Here is a 26,075-nt window from a genome sequence, read left to right on the forward strand (position 1 = left end):
AACTACATAATGTTAATATCTAATTTATTCAAGTACTTTCGCAAGATTTAATATCTAAATAACGGGGGAAAGAATCATGAGTTCACAAAAAAAGAAAATTAGTCTTTTTGCGTTCTTCTTACTAACTGTAATAACGATTACCTTGAAGACGTATTTTTCTTATTATGTTGATTTTTCTTTAGGTGTTAAAGGTTTAGTACAAAACTTAATTTTATTGATGAATCCATATAGTTTAGTAGCACTTATTTTAAGTGTGTTCCTATTCTTTAAAGGTAAGAAAGCATTTTGGTTCATGTTTATAGGTGGTTTCTTATTAACTTTCCTATTATATGCCAACGTTGTGTACTTTAGATTCTTCTCAGACTTTTTAACGTTTAGTACTTTGAACCAAGTAGGTAACGTAGAATCAATGGGTGGAGCTGTTAGTGCTTCATTCAAGTGGTATGACTTTGTATACTTCATAGATACGTTAGTTTACTTATTCATTTTAATATTTAAAACGAAATGGTTAGACACTAAAGCATTTAGTAAGAAATTTGTTCCTGTTGTTATGGCGGCATCAGTAGCACTATTCTTCTTAAACTTAGCTTTTGCTGAAACAGACAGACCTGAATTGTTAACACGTACATTTGACCATAAATATTTAGTTAAATATTTAGGACCATATAACTTCACAGTATATGATGGTGTGAAAACAATCGAAAATAATCAACAAAAAGCACTGGCATCTGAAGATGATTTAACAAAAGTATTGAATTATACTAAACAACGTCAAACAGAACCAAACCCAGAATATTATGGGGCAGCTAAGAAGAAAAACATCATTAAGATACATTTAGAAAGTTTCCAAACATTCTTAATTAATAAGAAAGTTAATGGTAAAGAAGTAACACCGTTTTTAAATAAACTATCAAGCGGGAAAGAACAGTTTACTTATTTCCCTAATTTCTTCCATCAAACAGGACAAGGTAAAACATCCGACTCTGAGTTTACAATGGATAATAGTTTATATGGTTTACCACAAGGTTCTGCTTATTCACTAAAAGGTGATAATACGTATCAGTCACTACCAGCAATTTTAGATCAAAAGCAAGGTTATAAATCTGATGTAATGCATGGTGACTATAAAACATTCTGGAACAGAGACCAAGTATACAAACACTTTGGTATAGACAAGTTTTATGATGCAACATATTATGATATGTCAGACAAAAATGTTGTTAATTTAGGCTTGAAAGATAAAATCTTCTTCAAAGATTCAGCGAATTATCAAGCTAAAATGAAATCACCGTTTTATTCACATTTAATTACATTAACAAATCATTATCCTTTCACATTAGATGAAAAGGATGCAACGATTGAGAAACCTAATACAGGTGATGCGACGGTAGACGGATATATTCAAACTGCACGTTATCTAGACGAAGCTTTAGAAGAATATATCAATGACTTGAAGAAAAAAGGTTTATATGACAACTCTGTAATTATGATTTACGGTGACCATTATGGTATTTCTGAAAATCATAATAATGCAATGGAAAAACTATTAGGCGAGAAAATTACACCAGCGAAATTTACAGATTTAAACAGAACTGGTTTCTGGATTAAAATCCCAGGAAAATCTGGTGGTATCAACAACGAATATGCTGGACAAGTAGATGTAATGCCAACAATTCTACATTTAGCTGGTATTGATTCTAAAAACTACTTAATGTTTGGTACTGATTTATTCTCTAAAGATCATAATCAAGTTGTACCATTCAGAAATGGTGACTTTATAACGAAAGATTATAAATATGTTAATGGTAAAATTTATTCAAATAAAAATAATGAACTATTAACTACTAAACCAGCTGACTTTGAAAAGAATAAAAAGCAAGTTGAAAAAGATCTCGAAATGAGTGACAACGTGCTTAATGGTGACTTGTTTAGATTTTACAAAAATCCAGACTTCAAAAAGGTAAATCCTTCGAAGTATAAATATGAAACTGGGCCAAAAGCAAACTCTAAAAAATAATATAATTTCAACCCGAATTGATTTATTATCAATTCGGGTTTTGTCTTATTTAGAGCCGATAAAATAGACATGATGAATATCTTCTTAGTAAGTGTTTGTTTATTTTAATGAATAAGAGGTTGAGTCATAAAGCTTTTGTGCTCTGGGAAACCGATTAACGGCGTTCCAAAAGCAGGATTTTCGTCAGAAACTTTCACGATTCGACAAAATTTAGAAAACAATTTTGCTCATCGTTCGGTTCTGCTCAAATCCTAAACGCTTTTGTCCCGACCTAGTTTTTATTGGAAGCTACTTAATGGTATCGATTTCATTTAAATTGAAAAAGGTGTATAATATATAGAACTGATTTAAGAACGTATAGATTTTATTAGATAAAGGAAGATGGGTATGGAAGCATATAAAATTGAACATTTAAATAAATCATATGCCGATAAAATTATTTTCGATAACCTTGATTTATCAATATCAGAAGGTGAAAAAATTGGTCTAGTCGGTATAAACGGTACAGGTAAAAGTACGTTATTAAAAGTAATTGGTGGTATTGATGATGATTTTACTGCCAATGTAATGCATCCAAACCAATATCGAATTCGATATTCGTCTCAAAAACAGGACTTAGATGATGAGTTGACTGTTTTCAATGCAGTATTAAGCTCTGATACAACAACATTAAGAATCATTAAGCAATATGAACAAGCAGTTCAAGCTTATTCTGTTAATCAAAGTGATCAATTATTTAAGAGAATGATGGACGCGCAAGATGCTATGGATCAACATGATGCATGGGACTATAATGCTGAAATTAAAACCATTTTATCAAAATTAGGTATTCATGATACGACTAAGCAAATTAAGGAATTATCGGGTGGACAACAAAAACGTGTTGTTCTGGCTAAAACGTTAATTGAACAACCAGACTTATTGTTATTAGATGAGCTGACGAACCATTTAGATTTTGAATCAATTAATTGGTTAATTAACTACGTAAAGCAATATCCACACACTGTATTATTTGTAACGCATGATAGATACTTTTTAAATGAAGTCTCTACCAGAATTATAGAGCTAAAAAGAGGAAAAATAGAAACATATCCAGGTAATTATGAATTCTATATTGAAATGCGTGCAGAAAAAGAAATTACGCTTCAAAAACAACAACAAAAGCAACGTGCATTATATAAAGAAGAGCTTGCATGGATGAGAGCAGGTGCTAAGGCACGTACAACAAAGCAACAAGCTAGAATCAATCGATTTAATGATTTGGAACAGGAAGTTAATCAACAATTCAAAGAAGATAAAGGTGAATTGAACCTTGCATATTCAAGATTAGGTAAGCAAGTATTTGAATTAGAAAATGTTTCAAAGGCAATTAACGATAAAGTACTATTTAAAAACGTGAATGAAATTATCCAAAAAGGACAACGAATTGGTATTGTAGGTCCTAATGGTGCTGGGAAAACGACTTTATTGAATATTCTGAGTGGAGAAGACCAATATTTTGAAGGTACATTAAAAACAGGACAGACAGTTAAAGTAGCCTATTTTAAGCAGACGGATGAAACCTTAGATAGAGACATCAGAATGATTGATTATTTAAGAGAAGAAAGTGAACTGGCAAAAGAAAAAGATGGTACTTCCGTTTCTATTACACAACTTCTTGAACGATTTTTATTTCCAAGTGCAACACATGGTAAAAAAGTTTATAAATTATCAGGTGGTGAACAAAAACGCTTATACTTATTGCGTTTACTAGTCCATCAACCGAATGTTTTATTATTAGATGAGCCTACTAATGATTTGGATACCGAAACATTAACAATACTTGAAGATTATATTCATACTTTCGGTGGTACAGTCATTACAGTGAGCCATGATAGATACTTTTTAAATAAAGTCGCACAGCTATATTGGTTTATTCATGATGGTAAAATGGAAAAGATTATAGGCACATTCGAAGACTATGAAAATTATAAAAAGTCATTAGATAAAAATAAAGCTACAATCAAGCAACCAATAAAAGCATCAGCAAATGTACGTAAGAAAAGCGGATTATCATACAAAGAAAAATTAGAGTACGAACAATTATTGGAACGTATTGAACATACTGAAATACGTATGGAAGAAATTGATTCACTTATGATTGAAGCTAGTGCAGATTATGGGAAAATTAAAGAATTAAATGAAGAAAAAGAACAACTGGAAAATCAATATGATATTGACATCACAAGATGGAGTGAGTTAGAAGAAATTAAAGAACTACAATAAGGGGTCAAATATGATGCAACAAACTTTATCGCATTACTTTGGATATGAAACGTTTCGTCCAGGACAAGAAGAAATTATAAGTAAAGTGCTTGACCATCGTAATGTGCTTGGTGTCTTACCAACAGGTGGTGGTAAGTCGATATGCTATCAAGTACCAGGTTTGATGTTAGGCGGTACAACGATAGTTATAAGTCCATTGATTTCATTAATGAAAGATCAAGTGGATCAACTAAAAGCGATGGGGGTACAAGCTGCCTTTCTTAATAGTAGCTTGTCACAAAAAGAACAACAACGTATTGAAAAAGAATTATCAAATGGTGAAATTCAATTTTTATACGTGGCACCAGAGCGTTTTGAAAATCGATATTTTTTAAATTTACTTCAACGTATCAAAATTCATTTAGTTGCATTTGATGAAGCCCATTGTATTTCCAAATGGGGACATGATTTTAGACCGAGTTATCAAAATGTAATTTCTAAAGTGTTTACTTTACCTCAAGATTTTACAATTATTGCGTTAACAGCAACTGCAACTGTTGAAGTTCAACAAGATATTAGAGAAAAGTTAAATATTGCTCAAGCAGATCAAATAAAAACGAGTACGAAACGTAGAAATTTGATTTTTAAAGTGAATCCTACGTATCAACGTCAAAAATTTGTCATTGATTATATTAAATCTCACGATGAAGATGCAGGCATCGTTTACTGTTCGACACGTAAGCAAGTTGAAGAACTTCAAGAAGCTTTAGAAAGTCAAAAGATAGAAAGTGTTATATATCATGCAGGTTTAAGTAATAAAGAACGTGAGGAAGCACAAAACGACTTCTTATTTGATCGTGTGAAGGTAGTTGTTGCAACAAATGCTTTTGGTATGGGAATTGACAAATCAAATGTTCGTTTTGTTATACATTATAATATGCCGGGTGATTTAGAATCGTATTATCAAGAAGCTGGACGTGCAGGTCGTGACGGCTTAAAAAGTGAATGTATTTTATTATTTAGTGAACGTGATATCAATTTGCATGAATATTTTATAACAGTCTCACAAGCTGATGATGATTATAAAGATAAAATGGGCGAAAAATTAACTAAAATGATTCAATATACTAAAACGAAAAAGTGTTTAGAAGCAACAATTGTTCATTATTTTGAGCCGAATGAGAAATTAGAAGAATGTGAACAATGCAGTAATTGTGTTCAACAGGATAAATCGTATAATATGACTCAAGAAGCAAAGATGATTATTAGTTGTATTGCGCGTATGAAACAACAAGAAAGTTATAGTGTAATCATTCAGGTGCTTAGAGGTGAAACAACCGATTATATTAAATATAAAGGTTATGACCAAATTTCAACTCATGGATTAATGAAAGGTTACACAACATCAGAGTTAAGTCATTTAATTGATGAATTAAGATTTAAAGGATTTTTAAATGAAAATGATGAAATATTAATGTGTGATACATCAATTAAAAAATTACTTAGTAATAAGGTAGAAGTTTTTACTACACCATTTAAACAAAAAGCAACTGAAAAAGTATTTATTAATACAGTCGAAGGTGTAGATCGTGCTTTATTCAGTCAATTAGTGGAAGTTCGTAAAAAATTAAGTGACAAATTAACCATTGCACCTGTAAGTATTTTTTCGGATTATACACTAGAAGAATTTGCTAAACGAAAACCTGCCTCGAAGCAAGATATGATTAATATTGATGGTGTTGGTAGTTATAAGCTAAAACACTATTGCCCAGCATTTTTAGAAACAATCCAAAATTATAAAGCTAAAGTATGATTGAGGCACCTAGTAAACATTCATTGTTTTACTGGGTGTTTTTTCTAAATATAAGAAAAATAATCCTAATTCTATACGAGAAATTGTATTTCATTCATTATTTTGATAAAAAACTTCAAATATTAATCATTTAAATTTGAAAATTGTAATAAACATGGTTAAATAGGGAATACATACATATAATCTCGGTTTTATGCTATGAGAAAAAAAGAGGTGGCAAAGTGATTAAGTTTAAAAATGTAACTAAACGTTATGGCAAACATGTTGCTGTCGATAACATTAGTTTCAATATTAATGAAGGTGAATTTTTTGTGTTAATCGGACCTTCAGGTTGTGGAAAGACAACGACTTTAAAAATGATAAATCGACTCATTCACTTAAGTGAAGGTTATATTTATTTTAAAGATAAACCAATTAGTGATTATCCTGTGTATGAGATGCGCTGGGATATTGGCTATGTATTACAACAGATTGCGTTATTCCCACATATGACAATCAAAGAGAATATAGCACAAGTGCCACAAATGAAAAAGTGGAAAGAGAAAGACATAGATAAAAGAGTGGATGAATTACTTGATATGGTTGGCTTAGAACCAGAAAAATATAAAAATAGAAAACCTGATGAATTATCAGGTGGTCAACGCCAACGTGTCGGTGTTATACGAGCATTAGCAGCTGACCCTCCAGTTATTTTAATGGATGAACCGTTTAGTGCATTAGATCCAATTAGCCGAGAAAAATTACAAGATGATTTAATTGAACTTCAAACAAAAATAAAGAAGACAATTATTTTCGTAACACATGACATTCAAGAAGCTATGAAACTTGGTGATAAAATTTGTCTTTTAAATGAAGGTCACATTGAACAAATTGATACACCAGAAGGATTTAAAAACAATCCACAAAGTGAATTTGTAAAGCAATTTATGGGTAGCCATTTGGAAGATGAAGCACCATGTGTAGAGCATAATTTAAGTATTCGTGATTTGAATATTATGAGGCCAATAGATGAAATTACATCAACTGGAGATTTTCCAATTGTAGATGACAATGAACGAGTTGAAAAATTATATCAGCTTTTAGCAGAGCACGAACGTGTTATTGTTATGCTTGAAAACCATGTTGGACAGTATGTCATTGATCGACAAGATATATTTAAGTTTTTGTCCCAACAAAAGGGGGTAGCTCAACATGACTAACTTTTTTGAAATATTGGGTGAACGTAAGGGACAATTACTATCTACAATGATTGAACATATTCAAATATCATTTATAGCATTATTAATTGCGACTGCGATTGCTGTACCACTTGGTATTTTACTAACTAAAACTAAAACGATATCTGAAATCGTTATGAATATTGCTGCAATACTTCAAACGATTCCGTCATTAGCATTATTAGGATTAATGATACCGCTATTTGGTATCGGTCGTGTACCGGCAATTATTGCATTAGTTGTTTATGCGCTTTTGCCTATTTTAAGGAATACGTATACTGGTATCAAAGAAGTAGATCCTTCTTTGATTGAAGCGGCAAAAGGTATAGGGATGAAACCTTTCAGACGTTTAACTAAGGTTGAATTACCAATTGCAATGCCTGTAATTATGGCAGGTATTAGAACTGCCATGGTACTTATCATTGGTACTGCGACACTTGCCGCATTAATTGGTGCAGGTGGACTAGGTGACTTAATTTTATTAGGTATAGACCGAAATAATGCATCATTAATTTTGTTAGGTGCTATTCCTGCCGCATTATTAGCAATTATTTTTGATTTAATTTTAAGATTTATGGCTAAATTATCATATAAAAAATTATTGGTGACGTTAGGTGTCATTGTAATGATTATTATATTGGCAATCGCTATTCCTATGTTTGCACAAAAAGGAGATAAAATTACATTAGCTGGTAAACTTGGTTCTGAACCATCTATTATTACGAACATGTACAAAATATTAATTGAAGAAAATACAAATAACACTGTTGAAGTAAAAGATGGCATGGGCAAAACTGCATTTTTATTCAATGCTTTAAAATCTGATGATATTGATGGATATTTGGAATTTACAGGTACAGTTTTAGGTGAATTAACTAAAGAACCGTTGAAATCAAAAGAAGAGAATAAAGTTTATGAACAAGCTAAAACGAGCCTTGAAAAGAAATATCAGATGACAATGTTAAAACCAATGAAATATAATAATACTTATGCATTAGCAGTAAAGCGTGACTTTGCTAAAAAGTATAATATACGGACAATTGGAGATCTTAATAAAGTTAAAGATCAACTTAAACCAGGATTTACTTTAGAGTTTAATGATCGTCCAGATGGATACAAAGCAATTAAGACAGCGTATAATTTAGACTTGAATAATATACGTACAATGGAACCTAAATTAAGATATCAAGCAATTAATAAAGGCAATATTAATTTAATCGATGCGTATTCAACTGACGCTGAATTAAAGCAATATGATATGGTTGTGTTAAAAGATGACAAACATGTATTTCCACCATATCAAGGTGCACCTTTATTCAAAGAAAGCTTTTTAAAGAAACATCCAGAAATTATCAAACCACTAAACAAACTAGCAAACAAAATTTCTGACGAAGATATGCAAATGATGAATTACAAAGTAACTGTCAAAAACGAAGACCCTTACACAGTTGCAAAGGATTATTTAAAAGCAAAAGGGTTAATCAAATAACGACCAACGCCACATAAGATGAGCTGCACCACATTATATCTTATGTGGCGTTGCTATATTTAAATGTATGTATATGTTAAAAAAAGTTAGCTACATATTATGAGCAAGAAATCACACTGATACAATTGCGAATTGTGAAAATAGTAGCATTGCATTTTAGAAACATTGAGCGATATAATAAATATAAGTTTTTTAAAATTTCAGTCAATTCAAAGGAGGCTGTTTCTATTATGAAAGAACAACTTAATCAATTATCAGCATATCAGCCGGGGTTATCACCAAGGGCATTAAAGGAAAAATATGGTATTGAAGGAGAATTATATAAACTAGCATCGAATGAAAATTTGTATGGTCCATCGCCTAAAGTAAAAGAGACGATAACTGCACACTTAGATGAGTTGTATTATTATCCAGAAACAGGAGCACCTACATTGAGAAAGGCGATAAGCAAATTTTTAAACGTGGACCCTTCACGTATATTATTTGGTGCTGGGTTAGATGAAGTTATATTAATGATTTCAAGGGCAGTATTAACACCAGGCGATACTATTGTTACAAGTGAAGCAACATTTGGTCAATATTACCATAATGCAATTGTAGAAGCGGCTAATGTAGTACAAGTTTCTTTAAAAGATGGTGGTTTCGATTTAGAGGGCATTTTAAAAGCAATTGATGAGGATACCGCATTAGTATGGTTATGTAATCCGAATAATCCTACAGGTACTTACTTTAATCATGAAGCACTTGACTCGTTTTTATCTCAAGTACCTTCAAATGTTCCAGTAATTATTGATGAAGCATATTTTGAGTTTGTAACATCTCAAGATTTTCCAGATACTCTAGCATTGCAAGAAAAATACGACAACGCCTTTTTACTACGTACGTTTTCAAAAGCATATGGTTTAGCAGGTTTACGTGTAGGATATGTTGTTGCGAGTAAACAAGCCATTGAAAAATGGAATATCATTAGACCACCGTTTAATGTTACACGTATTTCTGAATATGCAGCAGTTGCAGCATTAGAGGACCAACAATATTTGAAAGAAATTACTCATAAAAATAGTATCGAGCGAGAAAGATTTTATCAATTACCACAAAGTATACATTTTTTACCTAGTCAAACGAATTTTATATTTGTAAAGACGACACATGTAAATGAATTGTATGAAGCGCTTTTAAATGTAGGATGTATTACACGACCATTTCCAAATGGGGTAAGAATTACGATAGGGTTTAAAGAACAAAATGACAAAATGTTAGAGGTATTATCAAATTTTAAATATGAGTAAAAATCAAAATAACATTGCGTGAAATCCTATCTTGAATCAGGTGTTGATGGAAATATGTCATTTATGGCAATAAAAATAGATTATTTCAACTGACAATGCAAAAACTTGTATTTCAATGGAGGTCGAGACAAAAGCGTTTAGGATTTGAGCAGAACAGAACGATGAGCAAAATTGTTTTCCAAATTTTGTCGAATTGTGAGAGTTTCTGCCGAAAATCCTGCTTTTGGGACGCCGTTAATCGGTTTCCCATAGCACAAAAACTTTATGTCTCAACCTCGTCATATTTTTGTTACTAAGTCATATCACATTGGGTAAAAAAAGTGACAACTTTAAGTTGAATTTAGTGATACTGATAAAATTGTTAAATCATTGACGTTATAAATTTATTATAAAGGTAATGTGATAATATAAGTCTTATATTATTTTGTCGAACATATATTTTTGCTATACTGAACTAATACTGATATTTTGAGGAGAAGATTAAAATGACCCGTAAATCAATTGCGATTGATATGGATGAAGTTCTGGCAGATACATTAGGGGAAATAATAGATGCTGTCAATCATAGAGCGGATTTAGGTATTAAAATGGAAGCCCTAAATGGTCAAAAGTTAAAACATGTTATTCCAGAACATGATGGTTTAATTACTGAAGTTTTGAGAGAGCCTGGTTTCTTTAGACATCTTAAAGTGATGCCACATGCACAAGAAGTTGTTGAAAAGTTAACTAAACATTATGATGTGTATATTGCCACTGCTGCAATGGATGTTCCTACATCATTTAGTGATAAATATGAATGGTTACTTGAATTCTTTCCATTTTTAGACCCGCAACATTTTGTTTTTTGTGGTAGAAAAAATATTGTCAAAACCGATTACTTAATTGACGATAATCCTAGACAACTTGAAATTTTTACTGGTACACCAATTATGTTTACTGCGGTGCATAATATTAATGATGATCGTTTTGAACGTGTAAATGGGTGGAAAGATGTTGAACAGTATTTTTTATCTGATATAGATAAGTAAAGATATATTAATGTAAAACCGAGGATAATTAACTACTGAGCAGAGTTCCTGCAAGAATATTATATGATGTGTATCACAAGAGATACAGAATAGCATGTAAAAAACATTCTAAGTTAACATATTACATTTTATAAATCGGATGAGTGATTTAATCTGAAATAGATTAAACACCATCCGATTTTTTGTATTTAAAAAAATAGAGAGGGCGAATTATCCATGATGATTCAAATTCGATTTGCCGGTTCTATAGTTAATAACTTTTTGCTAATAGATTGTGATTTAGATTAATAAACCAATATTTTTATAAAGAATTTGGAAAAATGATATCATCACATCTTATTGATATTAAATACACAGTCAATTCACTATTACTATTCATTTACAGTTAGCAATTGAATTGCATTTGGAATAACTTCAATATCAAGAGGTGTTTCTAATGATATTTCTCCATCTATATCGACCTTCATGACGGGATCAGTTGTAAGTGAAATCTTTTTACCTGGTAAATGCTCGATACCTTGAGTAATTTCATTCCAATTCATGCTATCACGTTTTTTGAAAATATCATTTAAAATACTGAAACTTTGTTCATTAAATATGAATGTATTTAATTCACCATCTTGAGGTGATAAATCAGTCAAAGGTATTCGGCTACCTCCAATAAATGGGCCGTTTGCCGTCAATATCATTGATGTCTCACCTGAATAAGACTTTTTATCAACAGTTAAATGATAATTAAATTGTGTTGGATTTAATAGTGTTTTAACTGTAGAGCCAATATAACTTAACTTACCAAATATATCTTTTGAGCCATCTTGTACATTTTCGGCATTTTGAACTATTAAACCTAAACCAACAAAATTAAGTGCATATTGATTATTTACTTTAATTACATCATATGTACCAACTTGTGCCGAAATCATTTGTTCGCTCGCTTGTTTATGATTAGGTGCTATATTAAGCGTTTTTGTAAAATCATTAAAAGTACCGCCTGGTAATATACCAATAGGTAATTTAAGGTCATATGTCATAACACCATTAATAAGCTCATTAACAGTACCATCGCCACCGAGAATAAATAATATGTCTACATCACTTGCATAGTCTTTAGCTTTGATTTCTTGGCAATATTTGATAATATCTCCTTCATTTTCACTCAATTGAATAGAAAGATGCTTACAAATTGAACTTAATGCTGTTGTAACTTCCCCAATACCTTGATTAATATTTTTTAATCCACTGTGTTCATGGTAAAAGAGGACACCATGTGTATATTTATTTTCCATAGTTTAGCCTACTTTCTAAAAATTGGTTTACTAACTATATATACCCATTTTTAATTGTAAATACCAAAGAAGCTGGCGGGGCCCCAACAAAGAGAAATTGTATTCCCAATTTCTACAGGCAATGCAAGTTGGCGGGGCCCCAACAAAGAGAAATTGGATTCCCAATTTCTACAGACAATGCAGGTTGGGGTGGGCCCCAACACAGAAGCTGACGGCAAGATAGCTTACAATTGCTGTGGCTGAAGTGTAAGGACCGTTACATAATAAATCATTAGTGGTTTTTTATCATTTCAGAACTGCAGCCGGACCAATTATAATGCTAACATTTAATTTTCAATGTGAAATAAAAAAACTGTAAGCCAATTGAATGACTTACAGTTTTTGATATCTATAAAGTAATTTAAGATCGTTAATTAGCGGATTCCTTTCATCGCTTTAATGATTAAAGGTGAGAATGCTAATACAATTGTTGTAACGACAATTGCTACGATACCTAAGAAGATAAAGTAATTAGTTTGATCAAGTGGTTCAATTAACTTAACCAATGTACCGTTAATTGCTTGTGCAGAAGCATTAGTTAAGTACCAAATACTCATCATTTGTGCATTAAATGCTTTTGGTGCTAATTTTACAGCTGCACTATTACCAGTTGGCGATAAGCAAAGTTCGCCGATTACACAGATAATATAAGATAAAATCACCCAGTTAACTGAGAAATGTGCAGAACCTGATGTGTAACCTACAATACCGATAAGTATGTAAGATGCACCTGCTAAAAATGTACCAATTGCAAATTTCACTGGTAAGCTAGGTTGTTTAGTACCAAGCTTTTGCCATAAAAGCGAAATAATTGGTGCCAATAATAAAATAAACAATGGATTAATTGATTGGAAAATCGCTTCTCCAAAGTTTGTTTTCCAGCCAAATAGATTTAATTTCATATCTGACTGTTCGATTCCATAAATGTTTAATACATTTGATCCTTGTTCTTGGATAGCCCAGAAAACCATTCCAAGAATAAACAATGGAATAAATGCTTTAACACGAGAACGTTCAGTATCTGTCACATCTTTACTTTTAATAATTATTGTGAAGTAGACGATAGGTAATGCAATACCTAATACTAAAACAGTGTTACTAACTAAGTTAAATGATAGTGAATTAGTTACAGCGCCAATTGTGATTATTAACACAATTGCTAATACAACGCTCCCGATAATAATTCCGTATTTTTTCTTTTCAGCTGGTGTCAATGGATTAGTTGGTTTCATACCTACACTACCTAAGTTTTTACGGTTGAAAAGTACATACCATACTAAACCTAGTGCCATACCTACGGCTGCGATTAAGAATCCACCGTGGAAATTTTTAACATTAACAAAGTGTTGCAAAATGATAGGTGATAGTAATGCACCCATATTAACTGACATATAGAAAATTACAAAACCAGCATCCATACGTCTGTCATTTTCAGGATATAAACGACCAACAATATTTGAAATATTAGGTTTCATTAAACCTGAACCAATAATGATGAAGAACATTGATGTGAATAAGCCGATTAAAGCAAATGGTAGGCTTAGACAAATATGTCCGATAATAATAAAGACTGCACCTAATAAAGTAGCGCCTCTTGTGCCTGTAATTCTGTCAGCGATCCATCCACCTGGTATTGATGTCATATAGATTAATGAACCATAAACTGACATGATTGACATAGCTGTTGTTTTGTCAATTCCAAGGCCATTATCTGTTACAGCGAAGTACATGTAGAAAATGAGTAGGGCACGCATGCCATAATAACTAAACCTTTCCCAAAATTCTACAAAAAATAGTACGCCTAGGCCTCTAGGATGCCCGAAAAATCCTGTTTGAGGTATGTCTTGAATTTGACTTCCATGGGAGTTTTGTTGTGTCATTTATACATCCCATCCTTTCTTCCCCTAATACAATAGTTAGTTTTAAAATGGTTGCGCGTCATCAACTAAGTACTTTCAATAAATCACAAAAAAATAGAAATATTGAGAATATTCTGTTATTAAGCGCGCACAATTAATTAGAGATAATATAAAAATATACTTATTGGCGTTAAAGTGCAATAGGTTTCTATAAAATTGTTATTTATTTTGTGTATAATTATCCTTTTTGATTACTTCGAATTTTAAAATTTAAAATTAAATTACAAAACACGTACAAAAAAATACACACCAAAAAGTCGATATCTAAACAACTTTAGGTGTGTATTTGTATAACTTTTTTAACGATTATCTATTTTTTCAGGGTATAAATCATGGTTCATTAAGCGATGTTCTGCCATTTTTTCATATTTAGAGTTTGGACGTCCATAATTAGTATATGGATCAATTGAAATACCGCCACGTGGTGTGAATTTACCCCACACTTCAATGTAGTGAGGATCCATCAGTGCAATCAAATCATTCATGATGATGTTCATGCAATCTTCGTGGAAATCTCCGTGGTTTCTAAAGCTAAATAAATATAACTTCAACGATTTTGATTCAACCATTTTAACGTTCGGAATATATGAAATATAGATTGTTGCAAAATCTGGTTGTCCTGTAATAGGACATAAAGAAGTAAATTCAGGACAATTGAATTTAACGAAATAATCACGGCCTTGATGTTTATTGTCAAATGATTCTAATACATCTGGACGATAGTCAAAATTGTAAGTATTTTCTTGGTTTCCTAATAAAGTAATATCTTGTAATTCATCTTGTTGACGGCCTTGTGCCATAAAAAATGCTCCTTTGATTTTATTTATTTAATGATACTTTAGCGTCTCGGCGTGCTTTTTCAAACATGTAATAGCTTGCACCGATAATAACGACATAACCTAATGTTGCATAGAAATCTGGAGACTCTCCAAATAAAATAAAGCCAAGTATTGCTGTAAATATTATAGATGCATACGTAAAAATAGAAATATCTTTCGCAGCAGCAAAACTATATGCCAATGTAACACCAATTTGACCAACTGCTGCGGCTAGTCCAGCACCTAAAAGGTACAGTATTTGCATTTGAGTCATTGGAACATATGTATATGCAGTGAAAGGTATTAAAACGATGACAGAGAATAATGAGAAGTAAAATACTATTGTATATGGTGCTTCTCTTGTACTAAGTGCTCTGACACAAGTGTATGCTGATGCTGCAAAGATACCTGAGAATAATCCAGCTAGTGAAGGAATTATTGATGAAGAAAATTCAGGTTTAACAATTAAAAGCATACCTAGTATTGCAACTATCATAGCTGTGATTTGATACTTTCTCACTTTTTCATGCAAGAAAATAATGCTTAATAAAATCGTCCAAAAAGGGTTGAGTTTCATTAAAGAGTCTGCATCACTTAGTACCATATGGTCGATTGCATAAATATTTAGCAATACACCAATAAGTCCTAAGGTTGAACGCGTTAGTAATAATGGTTGACTAGAGAGTCTACCAAACATTGGTTGATGATATTTATATATAAAAAATAGTGGAATAAACATTGCTACTAAGTTTCGTGCTAATGATTTTTGAAAAACAGGAAGATCACCTGCAAGTCTGAAAAACACTGACATAAAACTGAAACCAATAGCCGAAATTAATATGGCAATGATACCTTTTACTTTAGGATTCAATTTTATCGCCTCTTTTATATAAAATTAACGTATTTATATTAGCATAAATCAACATATTGTGCATAAATAGTTGAAATTTAAAAGAAAAGATTTATAATTGATTATACGAACAAATGTTCTCGTGTTTATTTGACGGAATTATAGGGCATTACTTAGTCATGAATGTTTGTGTTATTACGTTTAAATAAAATCAATTAAGCATCTAAGTAATTGGTTATTTCTTGATTTTTGTTGATACGATTGAGTTTGTTACAGATTTAAAAAAAGCAAGTGATATCTACTGAAAAAAATTTTTAAATTTGCCGAAGTTTTTCTATTTAAGTAATGGTGCCTAATTGGAACGTTTTACGAACATTCAAACGGAAAATGACACTTTAAATCATTGATGGTCTTATGTATAATGAAACACATAATATAGTGTTGCTAATACGAAAAAGACACAATATCTTGTGTTTTGTATGCAAATGCTTTATTTATGAAGAAATTACTTTTAAAAGTAATTTAACACTGAAATTTAATAGTTATTATCAATTTATAGTCATATTTTCAGAAAATGCACTAAGCAAATGGAAGATGTCAAATGATGTAAACACTACATATAGTGATTTTGATACATACAACCCATACAAGCTACTATTTTCTCAAATATAAATCTATGCAATTGGTTTGGTTTACATTTGAGAAAATAAGTAGCTTCATTATAGTTAAAGCAATGCTGAGATAAACATGAATTTTAATGTTGTTAAAGCATTTTTTAATTGTAATGGCTACTTAATTTAAAAGGGTTGAAGAAAGAAGGTGATCCAATGAAAATAATATATTTTTCATTTACTGGAAATGTCCGTCGATTTATCAAGAGAACAGAACTAGAAAATACACTTGAGATTACAGCAGATAATTGTATGGAACCAGTTCATGAACCGTTTATTATCGTTACAGGCACTATTGGATTTGGAGAAGTACCAAAACCAGTTCAATCTTTTTTAGAAGTTAATCATCAATACATCAGAGGTGTGGCAGCTAGCGGTAATCGAAATTGGGGACTAAATTTCGCTAAAGCGGGTCGCACGATATCAGAGGAGTATAATGTCCCTTTATTAATGAAGTTTGAGTTACATGGAAAAAACAAAGACGTTATTGAATTTAAGAACAAGGTGGGTAATTTTAATGAAAACCATGGAAGAGAAAAAGTACAATCATATTGAATTAAATAATGAGGTCACTAAACGAAGAGAAGATGGATTCTTTAGTTTAGAAAAAGACCAAGAAGCATTAGCTGCTTATTTAGAAGAAGTAAAGGACAAAACAATCTTTTTCGATTCAGAAATAGAACGTTTACGTTACTTAGTAGTTAATGATTTCTATTTCAATGTGTTTGATATATATAGCGAAGCTGATCTTATTGAAATTACTGACTATGCAAAATCTATTCCATTTAAATTTGCAAGTTATATGTCAGCAAGTAAATTTTTCAAAGATTATGCTTTGAAAACTAATGATAAAAGTCAATATTTAGAAGACTACAATCAACACGTTGCTATTGTTGCTTTATACTTAGCGAACGGTAATAAAGAACAAGCGAAACAATTTATTTCAGCAATGGTTGAACAAAGATATCAACCAGCGACACCAACATTTTTAAACGCAGGTCGTGCACGTCGTGGTGAGCTAGTTTCATGTTTCTTATTAGAAGTAGATGATAGCTTAAATTCAATTAACTTTATTGATTCAACTGCAAAGCAATTAAGTAAAATTGGTGGCGGCGTAGCGATTAATTTATCTAAATTGCGTGCACGTGGTGAAGCGATTAAAGGTATCAAAGGCGTAGCTAAAGGTGTGTTACCAATCGCTAAATCACTTGAAGGTGGTTTCAGTTATGCAGACCAACTAGGTCAAAGACCTGGTGCTGGTGCCGTGTACTTAAATATCTTCCACTACGATGTAGAAGAGTTTTTAGATACTAAAAAAGTAAATGCCGATGAAGACCTACGTTTATCTACAATTTCAACTGGTTTAATCGTTCCATCTAAATTCTTTGATTTAGCTAAAGAAGGTAAAGACTTCTATATGTTTGCACCTCATACAGTTAAAGAAGAATACGGTGTGACATTAGATGATATTGATTTAGATAAATATTATGATGACATGGTTGCAAATCCAAATGTTGACAAAAAGAAAAAGAATGCGCGTGAAATGTTGAATTTAATTGCACAAACGCAATTACAATCAGGTTATCCATATTTAATGTTTAAAGACAATGCAAATAAAGTGCATCCGAACTCAAATATTGGTCAAATTAAAATGAGTAATTTATGTACTGAAATTTTCCAATTACAAGAAACATCAATTATTAATGATTATGGTGTTGAAGATGAAATCAAACGTGATATTTCATGTAACTTAGGTTCATTAAACATTGTGAATGTAATGGAAAGTGGTAAGTTTAGAGACTCAGTACATTCTGGTATGGATGCATTAACGATTGTAAGTGACGTTGCAAATATTCAAAATGCACCTGGCGTTAGAAAAGCAAATAGCGAATTACACTCAGTTGGTTTAGGTGTTATGAACTTGCATGGTTACTTAGCTAAAAATAAAATTGGTTATGAGTCAGAAGAAGCAAAAGACTTTGCAAATATCTTCTTTATGATGATGAACTTCTACTCAATTGAACGTTCAATGGAAATTGCTAAAGAACGTGGTATTAAATATCAAGATTTCGAGAAATCTGATTATGCAAATGGTAAATATTTTGAGTTCTATACGTCTCAAGAATTTGAACCACAATTTGAAAAAGTACGTGAATTATTCGATGGAATGACAATTCCTACTTCAGAAGATTGGAAGAAATTACAACAAGATATTGAACAATACGGTTTATATCATGCCTATAGATTAGCGATTGCGCCAACTCAAAGTATTTCTTATGTTCAAAATGCTACAAGTTCTGTAATGCCTATTGTTGATCAAATTGAACGTCGTACTTATGGTAATGCTGAAACATTCTATCCAATGCCATTCTTATCACCACAAACAATGTGGTATTACAAATCAGCATTTAATACAGATCAAATGAAGTTAATTGATTTAATAGCAACGATACAAACACATATTGATCAAGGTATTTCAACAATTCTATATGTTAACTCTGAAATCTCTACACGTGAGTTAGCAAGATTATATGTATATGCGCACTATAAAGGATTAAAATCACTTTACTATACTAGAAATAAATTATTAAGCGTAGAAGAATGTACTAGTTGTTCTATTTAATAAATCAACGTTTATAGACAATATCAGCTAATCATCTGTAAAAGGTGACAGATGATTAGACTATCATGTCTATATTTATCAATAATTGATTAACATTACAGGAGGAAATTATATTCATGATAGCTGTTAATTGGAACACACAAGAAGATATGACGAATATGTTTTGGAGACAAAATATTTCTCAAATGTGGGTTGAAACAGAATTTAAAGTATCAAAAGACATTGCAAGTTGGAAAACATTATCTGAAGCTGAACAAGACACTTTTAAAAAGGCTTTGGCAGGGTTAACAGGTTTAGATACACATCAAGCAGACGATGGTATGCCGCTAGTCATGCTACATACTACAGATTTAAGAAAAAAGGCTGTTTATTCATTTATGGCGATGATGGAACAAATTCATGCGAAAAGTTATTCGCATATTTTCACAACATTATTACCATCTAGCGAAACAAATTATTTATTAGATGAGTGGGTATTAGAAGAACCTCATTTAAAATATAAATCAGATAAAATCGTTGCAAATTATCATAAACTTTGGGGTAAAGAGGCTTCAATTTATGATCAATATATGGCTAGAGTAACAAGTGTATTTTTAGAGACATTTTTATTCTTCTCAGGTTTCTATTATCCGTTATACTTAGCTGGTCAAGGAAAAATGACTACATCAGGTGAAATCATTCGTAAAATTTTATTAGATGAATCTATTCATGGTGTATTTACTGGGCTAGATGCTCAACATTTACGTAATGAATTATCTGAAAGTGAGAAGCAAAAAGCAGATCAAGAAATGTATAAACTTTTAAATGACTTATACTTAAATGAAGAGTCATATACAAAGATGTTATACGATGATCTTGGAATCACTGAAGACGTGTTAAACTACGTTAAATATAATGGGAATAAAGCACTTTCTAACTTAGGTTTTGAACCATATTTTGAAGAACGTGAATTTAACCCAATCATTGAAAATGCATTAGATACAACAACTAAAAACCATGACTTCTTCTCTGTAAAAGGTGATGGTTATGTCTTAGCATTAAATGTTGAAGCACTACAAGATGATGACTTTGTATTTGATAACAAGTAAATAAATTAAAAGGACCTTTACATGAAAAGGGATAGTGATATATAACACTGCTTTCATGTAGAAGGTCCTTTTTTATATTTCAATTGAAGAAGACTGGCATTATATAGCTCTATGTCAAATTGAACTCATTAGCTCAATTTGACATAGAGCCATAATTCATTTAGTCAATAGTACATTACAATTAGTTTCTTATTTCTCATTATGGCTTTAAATACATCATTAAGAAAATTAATTTTCAATTTAATTGCAAAAAACAATAATATTGACAATAAATTATCTGAAAGACTATTGAAATGAGTATCAAAAAACGATACTATTAATGAGAAATATTATCAATGATAACGATTATCATTTAATAAAAGGGAGAAAAATTTGTAATGAAGTATTTATTGAAGGGAAATATTTTGCTTCTATTACTTATGTTGTTGACTATTATTTCGCTGTTTATCGGTGTGAGTGAATTATCGATCAAAGATATATTTCATTTAACTAAAGATCAGCAAAATATTTTATTTTCAAGTCGAATTCCTAGAACGATGAGTATTTTAATTGCCGGTAGTTCATTGGCGCTAGCGGGCTTGATTATGCAACAAATGATGCAAAATAAGTTTGTAAGTCCTACTACAGCTGGAACAATGGAGTGGGCTAAATTAGGTATTTTAATAGCCTTATTATTCTTTCCAACAGGTCATATATTATTGAAATTAGTATTTGCTGTTGTATGTAGCATATGCGGTACATTTTTATTTGTTAAAATAATTGATTTTATCAAAGTGAAAGATGTCATCTTTGTCCCACTATTAGGGATTATGATAGGTGGTATTGTTGCAAGTTTTACAACCTTCATCTCATTGCGTACGAATGCTGTACAAAGCATTGGTAACTGGCTTAACGGGAACTTTGCCATTATTACAAGCGGACGTTATGAAATTTTATATTTAAGTATTCCTCTTTTAGCACTGACATATCTGTTTGCTAATCACTTCACTATTGTAGGAATGGGTAAAGATTTCACTAATAATTTAGGTTTGAGTTATGAGAAGTTAATTAATATTGCGCTTTTCATAACTGCAACAATTACAGCTTTAGTAGTTGTCACAGTTGGAACTTTGCCATTTTTAGGTTTAGTTATTCCGAATATTATTTCAATTTATAGAGGCGATCATTTGAAAAATGCTATACCACACACAATGATGTTAGGTGCAATATTTGTATTGTTTTCAGATATCGTAGGTAGAGTAGTCGTTTATCCATATGAAATAAATATTGGTTTAACAATTGGTGTTTTTGGAACAATTATTTTCCTTATCTTATTGATGAAAGGTAGGAAAAATTATGCACAACAATAATAAAAAACTTACTATTTTAATCATCGTGACATGTCTGGTTGCTTTACTCTATTTATTTGCAGGTATTGATTTTGAAATTTTTGAATATCAATTTTCAAGTCGTTTGAGAAAATTTATTTTAATTATACTTGTTGGGGCTGCTATTGCGACTTCAGTTGTCATCTTTCAAGCAATTACGAATAATCGTTTGTTAACACCTTCGATTATGGGACTTGATGCAGTTTATTTGTTTATAAAAGTTATCCCGGTATTTCTACTTGGCATTCAATCGGTTTGGGTGACTAATGTATATTTGAATTTTATTTTAACGTTAATTACCATGGTGCTTTTTGCATTGATACTATTTCAAGTCATTTTTAAAATTGGCCATTTTTCAATTTACTTTATTTTGCTAGTTGGGGTACTACTAGGTACGTTTTTTAGAAGTATTACCGGATTTATTCAATTAATTATGGACCCTGAATCATTTTTAGCGATACAAAGTAGTATGTTTGCGAATTTCAATGCTTCTAATTCAAATTTAGTCACTTTTTCAGCAGTCATTTTAGTAATACTATTAATCATTACGATTTTCTTACTACCTTATTTAGATGTATTACTATTAGGTCGTGCAGAAGCAATAAATTTAGGTGTTTCGTATGAACAATTAACGCGAATTTTATTAGTGATTGTATCAATTTTAGTTTCAGTTTCAACTGCATTAGTAGGTCCTATTACGTTTTTAGGTCTTTTAACTGTGAACTTGGCTCATGAATTAATGAAGACATATGAACATAAATATATATTAATTGCGACAATTTGTTTGAGTTGGATTAGTTTATTTAGTGCGCAATGGGTTGTTGAAAATGTTTTTGAAGCTACGACAGAGATGAGCTTACTTATTGATTTGATAGGTGGAAGTTATTTCATTTATCTATTAGTTAAAAGGAGAAATGCGCAGTGATACAAGTTAAGAATTTAACTAAGACAATACATAATCAAACGATATTAAAAGATATCAGTATAACTATTGAAAAAGGTAAGTTAACGTCATTAATCGGACCAAATGGCGCTGGTAAAAGTACATTACTTTCAGCGATATGTCGTTTAATTCGCTTTGATGAAGGTGAAGTGAAAATTGATGGACAAGCTATGTCTGATTACAAAAATAATGATTTATCTAAAAAGATATCAATTTTGAAGCAAACAAATCATACTGAAATGAACATTACAGTTGAGCAATTAGTTAATTTTGGACGATTTCCATATTCAAAAGGACGATTAACAAAAGAAGATCATGCCATTGTTAATGATGCATTAGATTTATTACAGTTACAGGACATTAGGCATCGAAACATTAAATCATTGTCAGGTGGACAACGCCAACGTGCCTATATCGCAATGACAATAGCACAAGATACGGAATATATTTTACTAGATGAGCCTTTAAATAATTTAGATATGAAACATGCTGTTCAAATTATGCAAACGTTGCAAATGTTAGCACATAAAATGAATAAAGCAATCGTCATTGTCCTGCATGATATTAATTTTGCGTCCTGTTACTCAGATCACATTGTTGCACTGAAAGATGGGCAATTAGTTAAATCAGATTTGAAAGATAAGGTCATTCAAAGTAGTGTTTTAAGCGATTTATATGATATGGACATTCAGATAGAACTTATTAGAAACCAAAGAATTTGCTTATATTTTAAAGATTAACTTTAGAAAATACTTTAAAGGGGTGATGCGTTAATCAAAGAAGTATTATCTGATCATTATACGTTTGTCATTTTAAGCACACAGAATAAGTCAATAGAGGAGACATTTATATTATGAAGAAAACAGTCTTATATTTAGTAGTAGCATTAATGTTAGTGTTAGCAGCATGTGGTAACAACTCTGAAAAAGAACAATCAAAATCGAATACTAAAGGTACAAATGAAACAGTAAAAATTGAAAATAACTACAAAATGCGTGGCGAGAAAAAAGACGGTAGCGATGCTAAAAAAGTTAAAGAAACTGTTGAAGTACCAAAGAATCCTAAAAATGCAGTTGTATTAGATTATGGTGCACTTGATGTCATGAAAGAAATGGGATTAGCTGATAAAGTTAAAGCATTACCAAAAGGTGAAGGTGGTAAATCATTACCGAATTTCCTAGAGTCATTTAAGGATGATAAATATACTAATGTAGGTAATTTGAAAGAAGTAAACTTTGATAAAATTGCTGCAACTAAACCGGAAGTAATATTTATTTCTGGACGTACAGCAAATCAAAAGAATTTAGATGAATTTAAAAAGGCAGCACCTAAAGCAAAAATAGTTTATGTTGGTGCTGATGAGAAAAATTTAATTGGTTCAATGAAACAAATTACTGAAAACATCGGTAAAATTTACGACAAAGAAGATAAAGCTAAAGCATTAAATAAAGATTTAGATAATAAAATTGCATCTATGAAAGATAAAACGAAACATTTCAATAAAACTGTAATGTATTTACTAGTTAACGAAGGTGAATTATCAACGTTTGGACCTAAAGGACGTTTTGGTGGATTAGTATATGATACATTAGGATTCAATGCTGTTGATAAAAAAGTAAGTAATAGCAATCATGGACAAAATGTTTCTAATGAATATGTAAACAAAGAAAATCCAGATGTAATTTTAGCGATGGATAGAGGACAAGCTATAAGTGGTAAATCGACAGCTAAACAAGCGTTAAATAACCCAGTATTGAAAAACGTTAAAGCGATTAAAGAAGATAAAGTTTATAACTTAGATCCAAAATTATGGTATTTTTCAGCTGGATCAACTACAACTACAATTAAACAAATTGATGAACTTGAAAAAGTTGTAAAATAATTAATAAGTGGAGAGCAAAGATTATTAACTATAATCCATGCTCTCCACGCTTTTTTGTCAAAATAAAGGGACTTACAACCTATCGTAACGATAAATATATAAGTCCGTATATGTAATGATTTAGTAAATTAAATTTCAAAATAAATATGATAGTGATATTTACAGCGATTGTTAAACTTTGAATGACAATTTGGACAATGCTCTACCATCATGTACTCGTTAATTGTCAATTCATGTTGGCATACTCCGCACAAAATTGCTTTTTCATTAAATGTACGTTCTGGCCAACGTTTAATAGTATGCTTTTCAAATTCATTATGACACTTATAGCATGGATAATATTTATTGCAGCACTTAAACTTAATCGCAATAATATCTTGTTCGGTAAAATAATGGCGACAACGTGTTTCTGTATCAATCAAAGAACCATAAACTATAGGCATAAGTAAATCTCCTTAACTCATGATTCCTTTGGATGTTCGCCAATAATACGAACTTCACGATTTAACTCAATATCAAATTTTTCTTTAACAGTCTTTTGTACGTAATGGATAAGATCTTCGTAATCTGTAGCAGTGCCATTATCAACATTCACCATGAAGCCGGCGTGTTTAGTTGACACTTCAACACCACCAATTCGATGGCCTTGCAAATTAGAATCTTGTATTAATTTACCAGCAAAATGTCCTGGTGGTCTTTGGAATACGCTACCACAAGAAGGATATTCTAAAGGTTGTTTTGATTCACGACGTTCTGTTAAGTCATCCATTTTAGCTTGTATTTCAGTCATATTTCCTGGAGCTAGTGTGAATGCAGCTTCTAATACAACCAAATGTTCTTTTTGAATTATACTGTTGCGATAGTCTAATTCTAATTCTTTTGTTGTGAGTTTAATAAGTGCGCCTTGTTCGTTGACACATAGTGCGTAATCAATACAATCTTTCACTTCGCCACCATAAGCACCAGCATTCATATAGACAGCACCACCAATAGAACCGGGGATGCCACATGCAAACTCTAAGCCTGTTAAAGCATGATCTCTAGCAACGCGAGAGACGTCAATGATAGCAGCACCACTACCAGCTATAATAGCATCGTCAGACACTTCAATGTGGTCTAATGGTAATAAGCTTATGACAATACCACGAATACCTCCCTCGCGAATAATAATGTTAGAGCCATTTCCTAAATAAGTTACAGGAATGCCATGTTGATAGGCATATTTCACAACGGCTTGTACTTCTTCATTTTTAGTAGGGGTAATATAAAAATCTGCATTACCACCAGTTTTTGTATAAGTGTATCGTTTTAAAGGTTCATCAACTTTAATTTTTTCATTAGGAATAAGTTGTTGTAACGCTTGATAGATGTCTTTATTTATCACTTTTAAGTACATCCTTTCTTATGTCTTTAATATCATATAGTATTATACCAATTTTAAAATTCATTTGCGAAAATTGAAAATTAAGTATTAAAATTAGTATAATTGTAA

At 31.3% G+C, this 26,075-nt stretch carries 20 protein-coding genes and 1 pseudogene; 14 read left to right on the forward strand and 7 right to left on the reverse strand.

Translation table 11 applies throughout. The annotated features are described in order from the left end of the window. The first annotated feature begins 76 nt into the window (after positions 1 to 76). The 7 genes from ltaS (at position 77) to ML436_03705 (ending at position 11,097) form a co-directional block, all read left to right on the forward strand. On the forward strand, positions 77 to 2,017 hold the full coding sequence (gene ltaS, locus ML436_03675; protein ID UMT78841.1) for a polyglycerol-phosphate lipoteichoic acid synthase LtaS: 1,941 nt from the start codon (positions 77 to 79) through the stop codon (positions 2,015 to 2,017). A gap of 381 nt (positions 2,018 to 2,398) precedes the next feature. Next, a complete protein-coding gene (locus ML436_03680; protein ID UMT78842.1) occupies positions 2,399 to 4,282 on the forward strand; it encodes an ABC-F family ATP-binding cassette domain-containing protein in 1,884 nt (627 codons plus the stop codon). Positions 4,283 to 4,292: 10 nt separating this feature from the next. After that, entirely contained in the window at positions 4,293 to 6,074 is a 1,782-nt protein-coding gene (recQ, locus tag ML436_03685; GenBank protein ID UMT78843.1) for a DNA helicase RecQ, read from the forward strand. A gap of 221 nt (positions 6,075 to 6,295) precedes the next feature. Next, positions 6,296 to 7,273, forward strand: coding sequence for an ABC transporter ATP-binding protein (locus ML436_03690; protein ID UMT78844.1), 978 nt, complete (start codon positions 6,296 to 6,298; stop codon positions 7,271 to 7,273). After that, positions 7,266 to 8,780 carry an ABC transporter permease/substrate-binding protein gene (locus ML436_03695; GenBank protein ID UMT78845.1) on the forward strand — a complete coding sequence of 505 codons (1,515 nt, stop codon included), beginning with the start codon at positions 7,266 to 7,268 and terminating at the stop codon, positions 8,778 to 8,780. The genes ML436_03690 and ML436_03695 overlap by 8 nt, the downstream gene beginning before the upstream one ends. A 230-nt stretch (positions 8,781 to 9,010) precedes the next feature. Continuing rightward, positions 9,011 to 10,069 carry a histidinol-phosphate transaminase gene (hisC, locus tag ML436_03700; GenBank protein ID UMT78846.1) on the forward strand — a complete coding sequence of 353 codons (1,059 nt, stop codon included), beginning with the start codon at positions 9,011 to 9,013 and terminating at the stop codon, positions 10,067 to 10,069. A 485-nt stretch (positions 10,070 to 10,554) separates the two neighbouring features. Beyond that, a complete protein-coding gene (locus ML436_03705; GenBank protein ID UMT78847.1) occupies positions 10,555 to 11,097 on the forward strand; it encodes a 5'(3')-deoxyribonucleotidase in 543 nt (180 codons plus the stop codon). A 371-nt stretch (positions 11,098 to 11,468) separates the two neighbouring features. Here ML436_03705 and ML436_03710 read toward each other — a convergent pair whose 3' ends face one another. The 5 genes and pseudogenes from ML436_03710 to ML436_03730 form a co-directional block, all read right to left on the reverse strand. Further along, complete coding sequence (locus ML436_03710) at positions 11,469 to 12,383, reverse strand: diacylglycerol kinase family lipid kinase (GenBank protein ID UMT78848.1); 915 nt, start codon at positions 12,381 to 12,383, stop codon at positions 11,469 to 11,471. 413 nt (positions 12,384 to 12,796) lie between these two features. Then, positions 12,797 to 14,302 (reverse strand): peptide MFS transporter, encoded by a 1,506-nt coding sequence (locus tag ML436_03715; protein UMT78849.1) that lies wholly within the window; start codon positions 14,300 to 14,302, stop codon positions 12,797 to 12,799. Between the two features lie 75 nt (positions 14,303 to 14,377). Continuing rightward, positions 14,378 to 14,605 (reverse strand): annotated as a pseudogene (locus tag ML436_03720) (hypothetical protein). 35 nt (positions 14,606 to 14,640) lie between these two features. Next, positions 14,641 to 15,141 carry a preQ(1) synthase gene (queF, locus tag ML436_03725; GenBank protein ID UMT78850.1) on the reverse strand — a complete coding sequence of 167 codons (501 nt, stop codon included), beginning with the start codon at positions 15,139 to 15,141 and terminating at the stop codon, positions 14,641 to 14,643. Between the two features lie 19 nt (positions 15,142 to 15,160). Further along, positions 15,161 to 16,030, reverse strand: a complete 870-nt coding sequence (locus tag ML436_03730) for a DMT family transporter (GenBank protein ID UMT78851.1) — start codon at positions 16,028 to 16,030, stop codon at positions 15,161 to 15,163. Between the two features lie 806 nt (positions 16,031 to 16,836). On the opposite strand from ML436_03730, the gene nrdI reads away from it, so the two are divergent. The 7 genes from nrdI to ML436_03765 all read left to right on the forward strand — a co-directional run bounded on the left by nrdI (position 16,837) and on the right by ML436_03765 (position 24,583). Further along, a complete protein-coding gene (gene nrdI / locus ML436_03735) occupies positions 16,837 to 17,235 on the forward strand; it encodes a class Ib ribonucleoside-diphosphate reductase assembly flavoprotein NrdI (protein ID UMT78852.1) in 399 nt (132 codons plus the stop codon). Then, positions 17,198 to 19,303: a class 1b ribonucleoside-diphosphate reductase subunit alpha gene (nrdE, locus tag ML436_03740; GenBank protein ID UMT78853.1), complete on the forward strand. Its 2,106-nt coding sequence runs from the start codon at positions 17,198 to 17,200 to the stop codon at positions 19,301 to 19,303. Before nrdI ends, nrdE begins: the two co-directional genes overlap by 38 nt. 116 nt (positions 19,304 to 19,419) lie before the next feature. Continuing rightward, positions 19,420 to 20,391 carry a class 1b ribonucleoside-diphosphate reductase subunit beta gene (gene nrdF / locus ML436_03745; GenBank protein UMT78854.1) on the forward strand — a complete coding sequence of 324 codons (972 nt, stop codon included), beginning with the start codon at positions 19,420 to 19,422 and terminating at the stop codon, positions 20,389 to 20,391. A 377-nt stretch (positions 20,392 to 20,768) separates the two neighbouring features. Next, positions 20,769 to 21,740 carry an ABC transporter permease gene (locus ML436_03750; protein UMT78855.1) on the forward strand — a complete coding sequence of 324 codons (972 nt, stop codon included), beginning with the start codon at positions 20,769 to 20,771 and terminating at the stop codon, positions 21,738 to 21,740. Then, positions 21,727 to 22,683 (forward strand): iron chelate uptake ABC transporter family permease subunit, encoded by a 957-nt coding sequence (locus ML436_03755; GenBank protein ID UMT78856.1) that lies wholly within the window; start codon positions 21,727 to 21,729, stop codon positions 22,681 to 22,683. The genes ML436_03750 and ML436_03755 overlap by 14 nt, the downstream gene beginning before the upstream one ends. Next, the gene (locus ML436_03760) at positions 22,680 to 23,441 is read left to right on the forward strand and encodes an ATP-binding cassette domain-containing protein (GenBank protein UMT78857.1); all 762 of its coding nucleotides are present in this window, start codon (positions 22,680 to 22,682) and stop codon (positions 23,439 to 23,441) included. The genes ML436_03755 and ML436_03760 overlap by 4 nt, the downstream gene beginning before the upstream one ends. A 113-nt stretch (positions 23,442 to 23,554) precedes the next feature. Continuing rightward, a complete protein-coding gene (locus tag ML436_03765; GenBank protein ID UMT78858.1) occupies positions 23,555 to 24,583 on the forward strand; it encodes a siderophore ABC transporter substrate-binding protein in 1,029 nt (342 codons plus the stop codon). 128 nt (positions 24,584 to 24,711) lie between these two features. On the opposite strand, the gene ML436_03770 is transcribed toward ML436_03765, so the two are convergent. Beyond that, positions 24,712 to 25,026 (reverse strand): CHY zinc finger protein, encoded by a 315-nt coding sequence (locus ML436_03770; protein UMT78859.1) that lies wholly within the window; start codon positions 25,024 to 25,026, stop codon positions 24,712 to 24,714. A gap of 17 nt (positions 25,027 to 25,043) precedes the next feature. Next, positions 25,044 to 25,967 carry a UDP-N-acetylmuramate dehydrogenase gene (locus ML436_03775; GenBank protein ID UMT78860.1) on the reverse strand — a complete coding sequence of 308 codons (924 nt, stop codon included), beginning with the start codon at positions 25,965 to 25,967 and terminating at the stop codon, positions 25,044 to 25,046. Between the last annotated feature and the right edge of the window lie 108 nt (positions 25,968 to 26,075).

The sequence above is a fragment of the Staphylococcus roterodami genome, from assembly GCA_022493055.1.
Taxonomy (GTDB): Bacteria; Bacillota; Bacilli; order Staphylococcales; family Staphylococcaceae; genus Staphylococcus; species Staphylococcus singaporensis.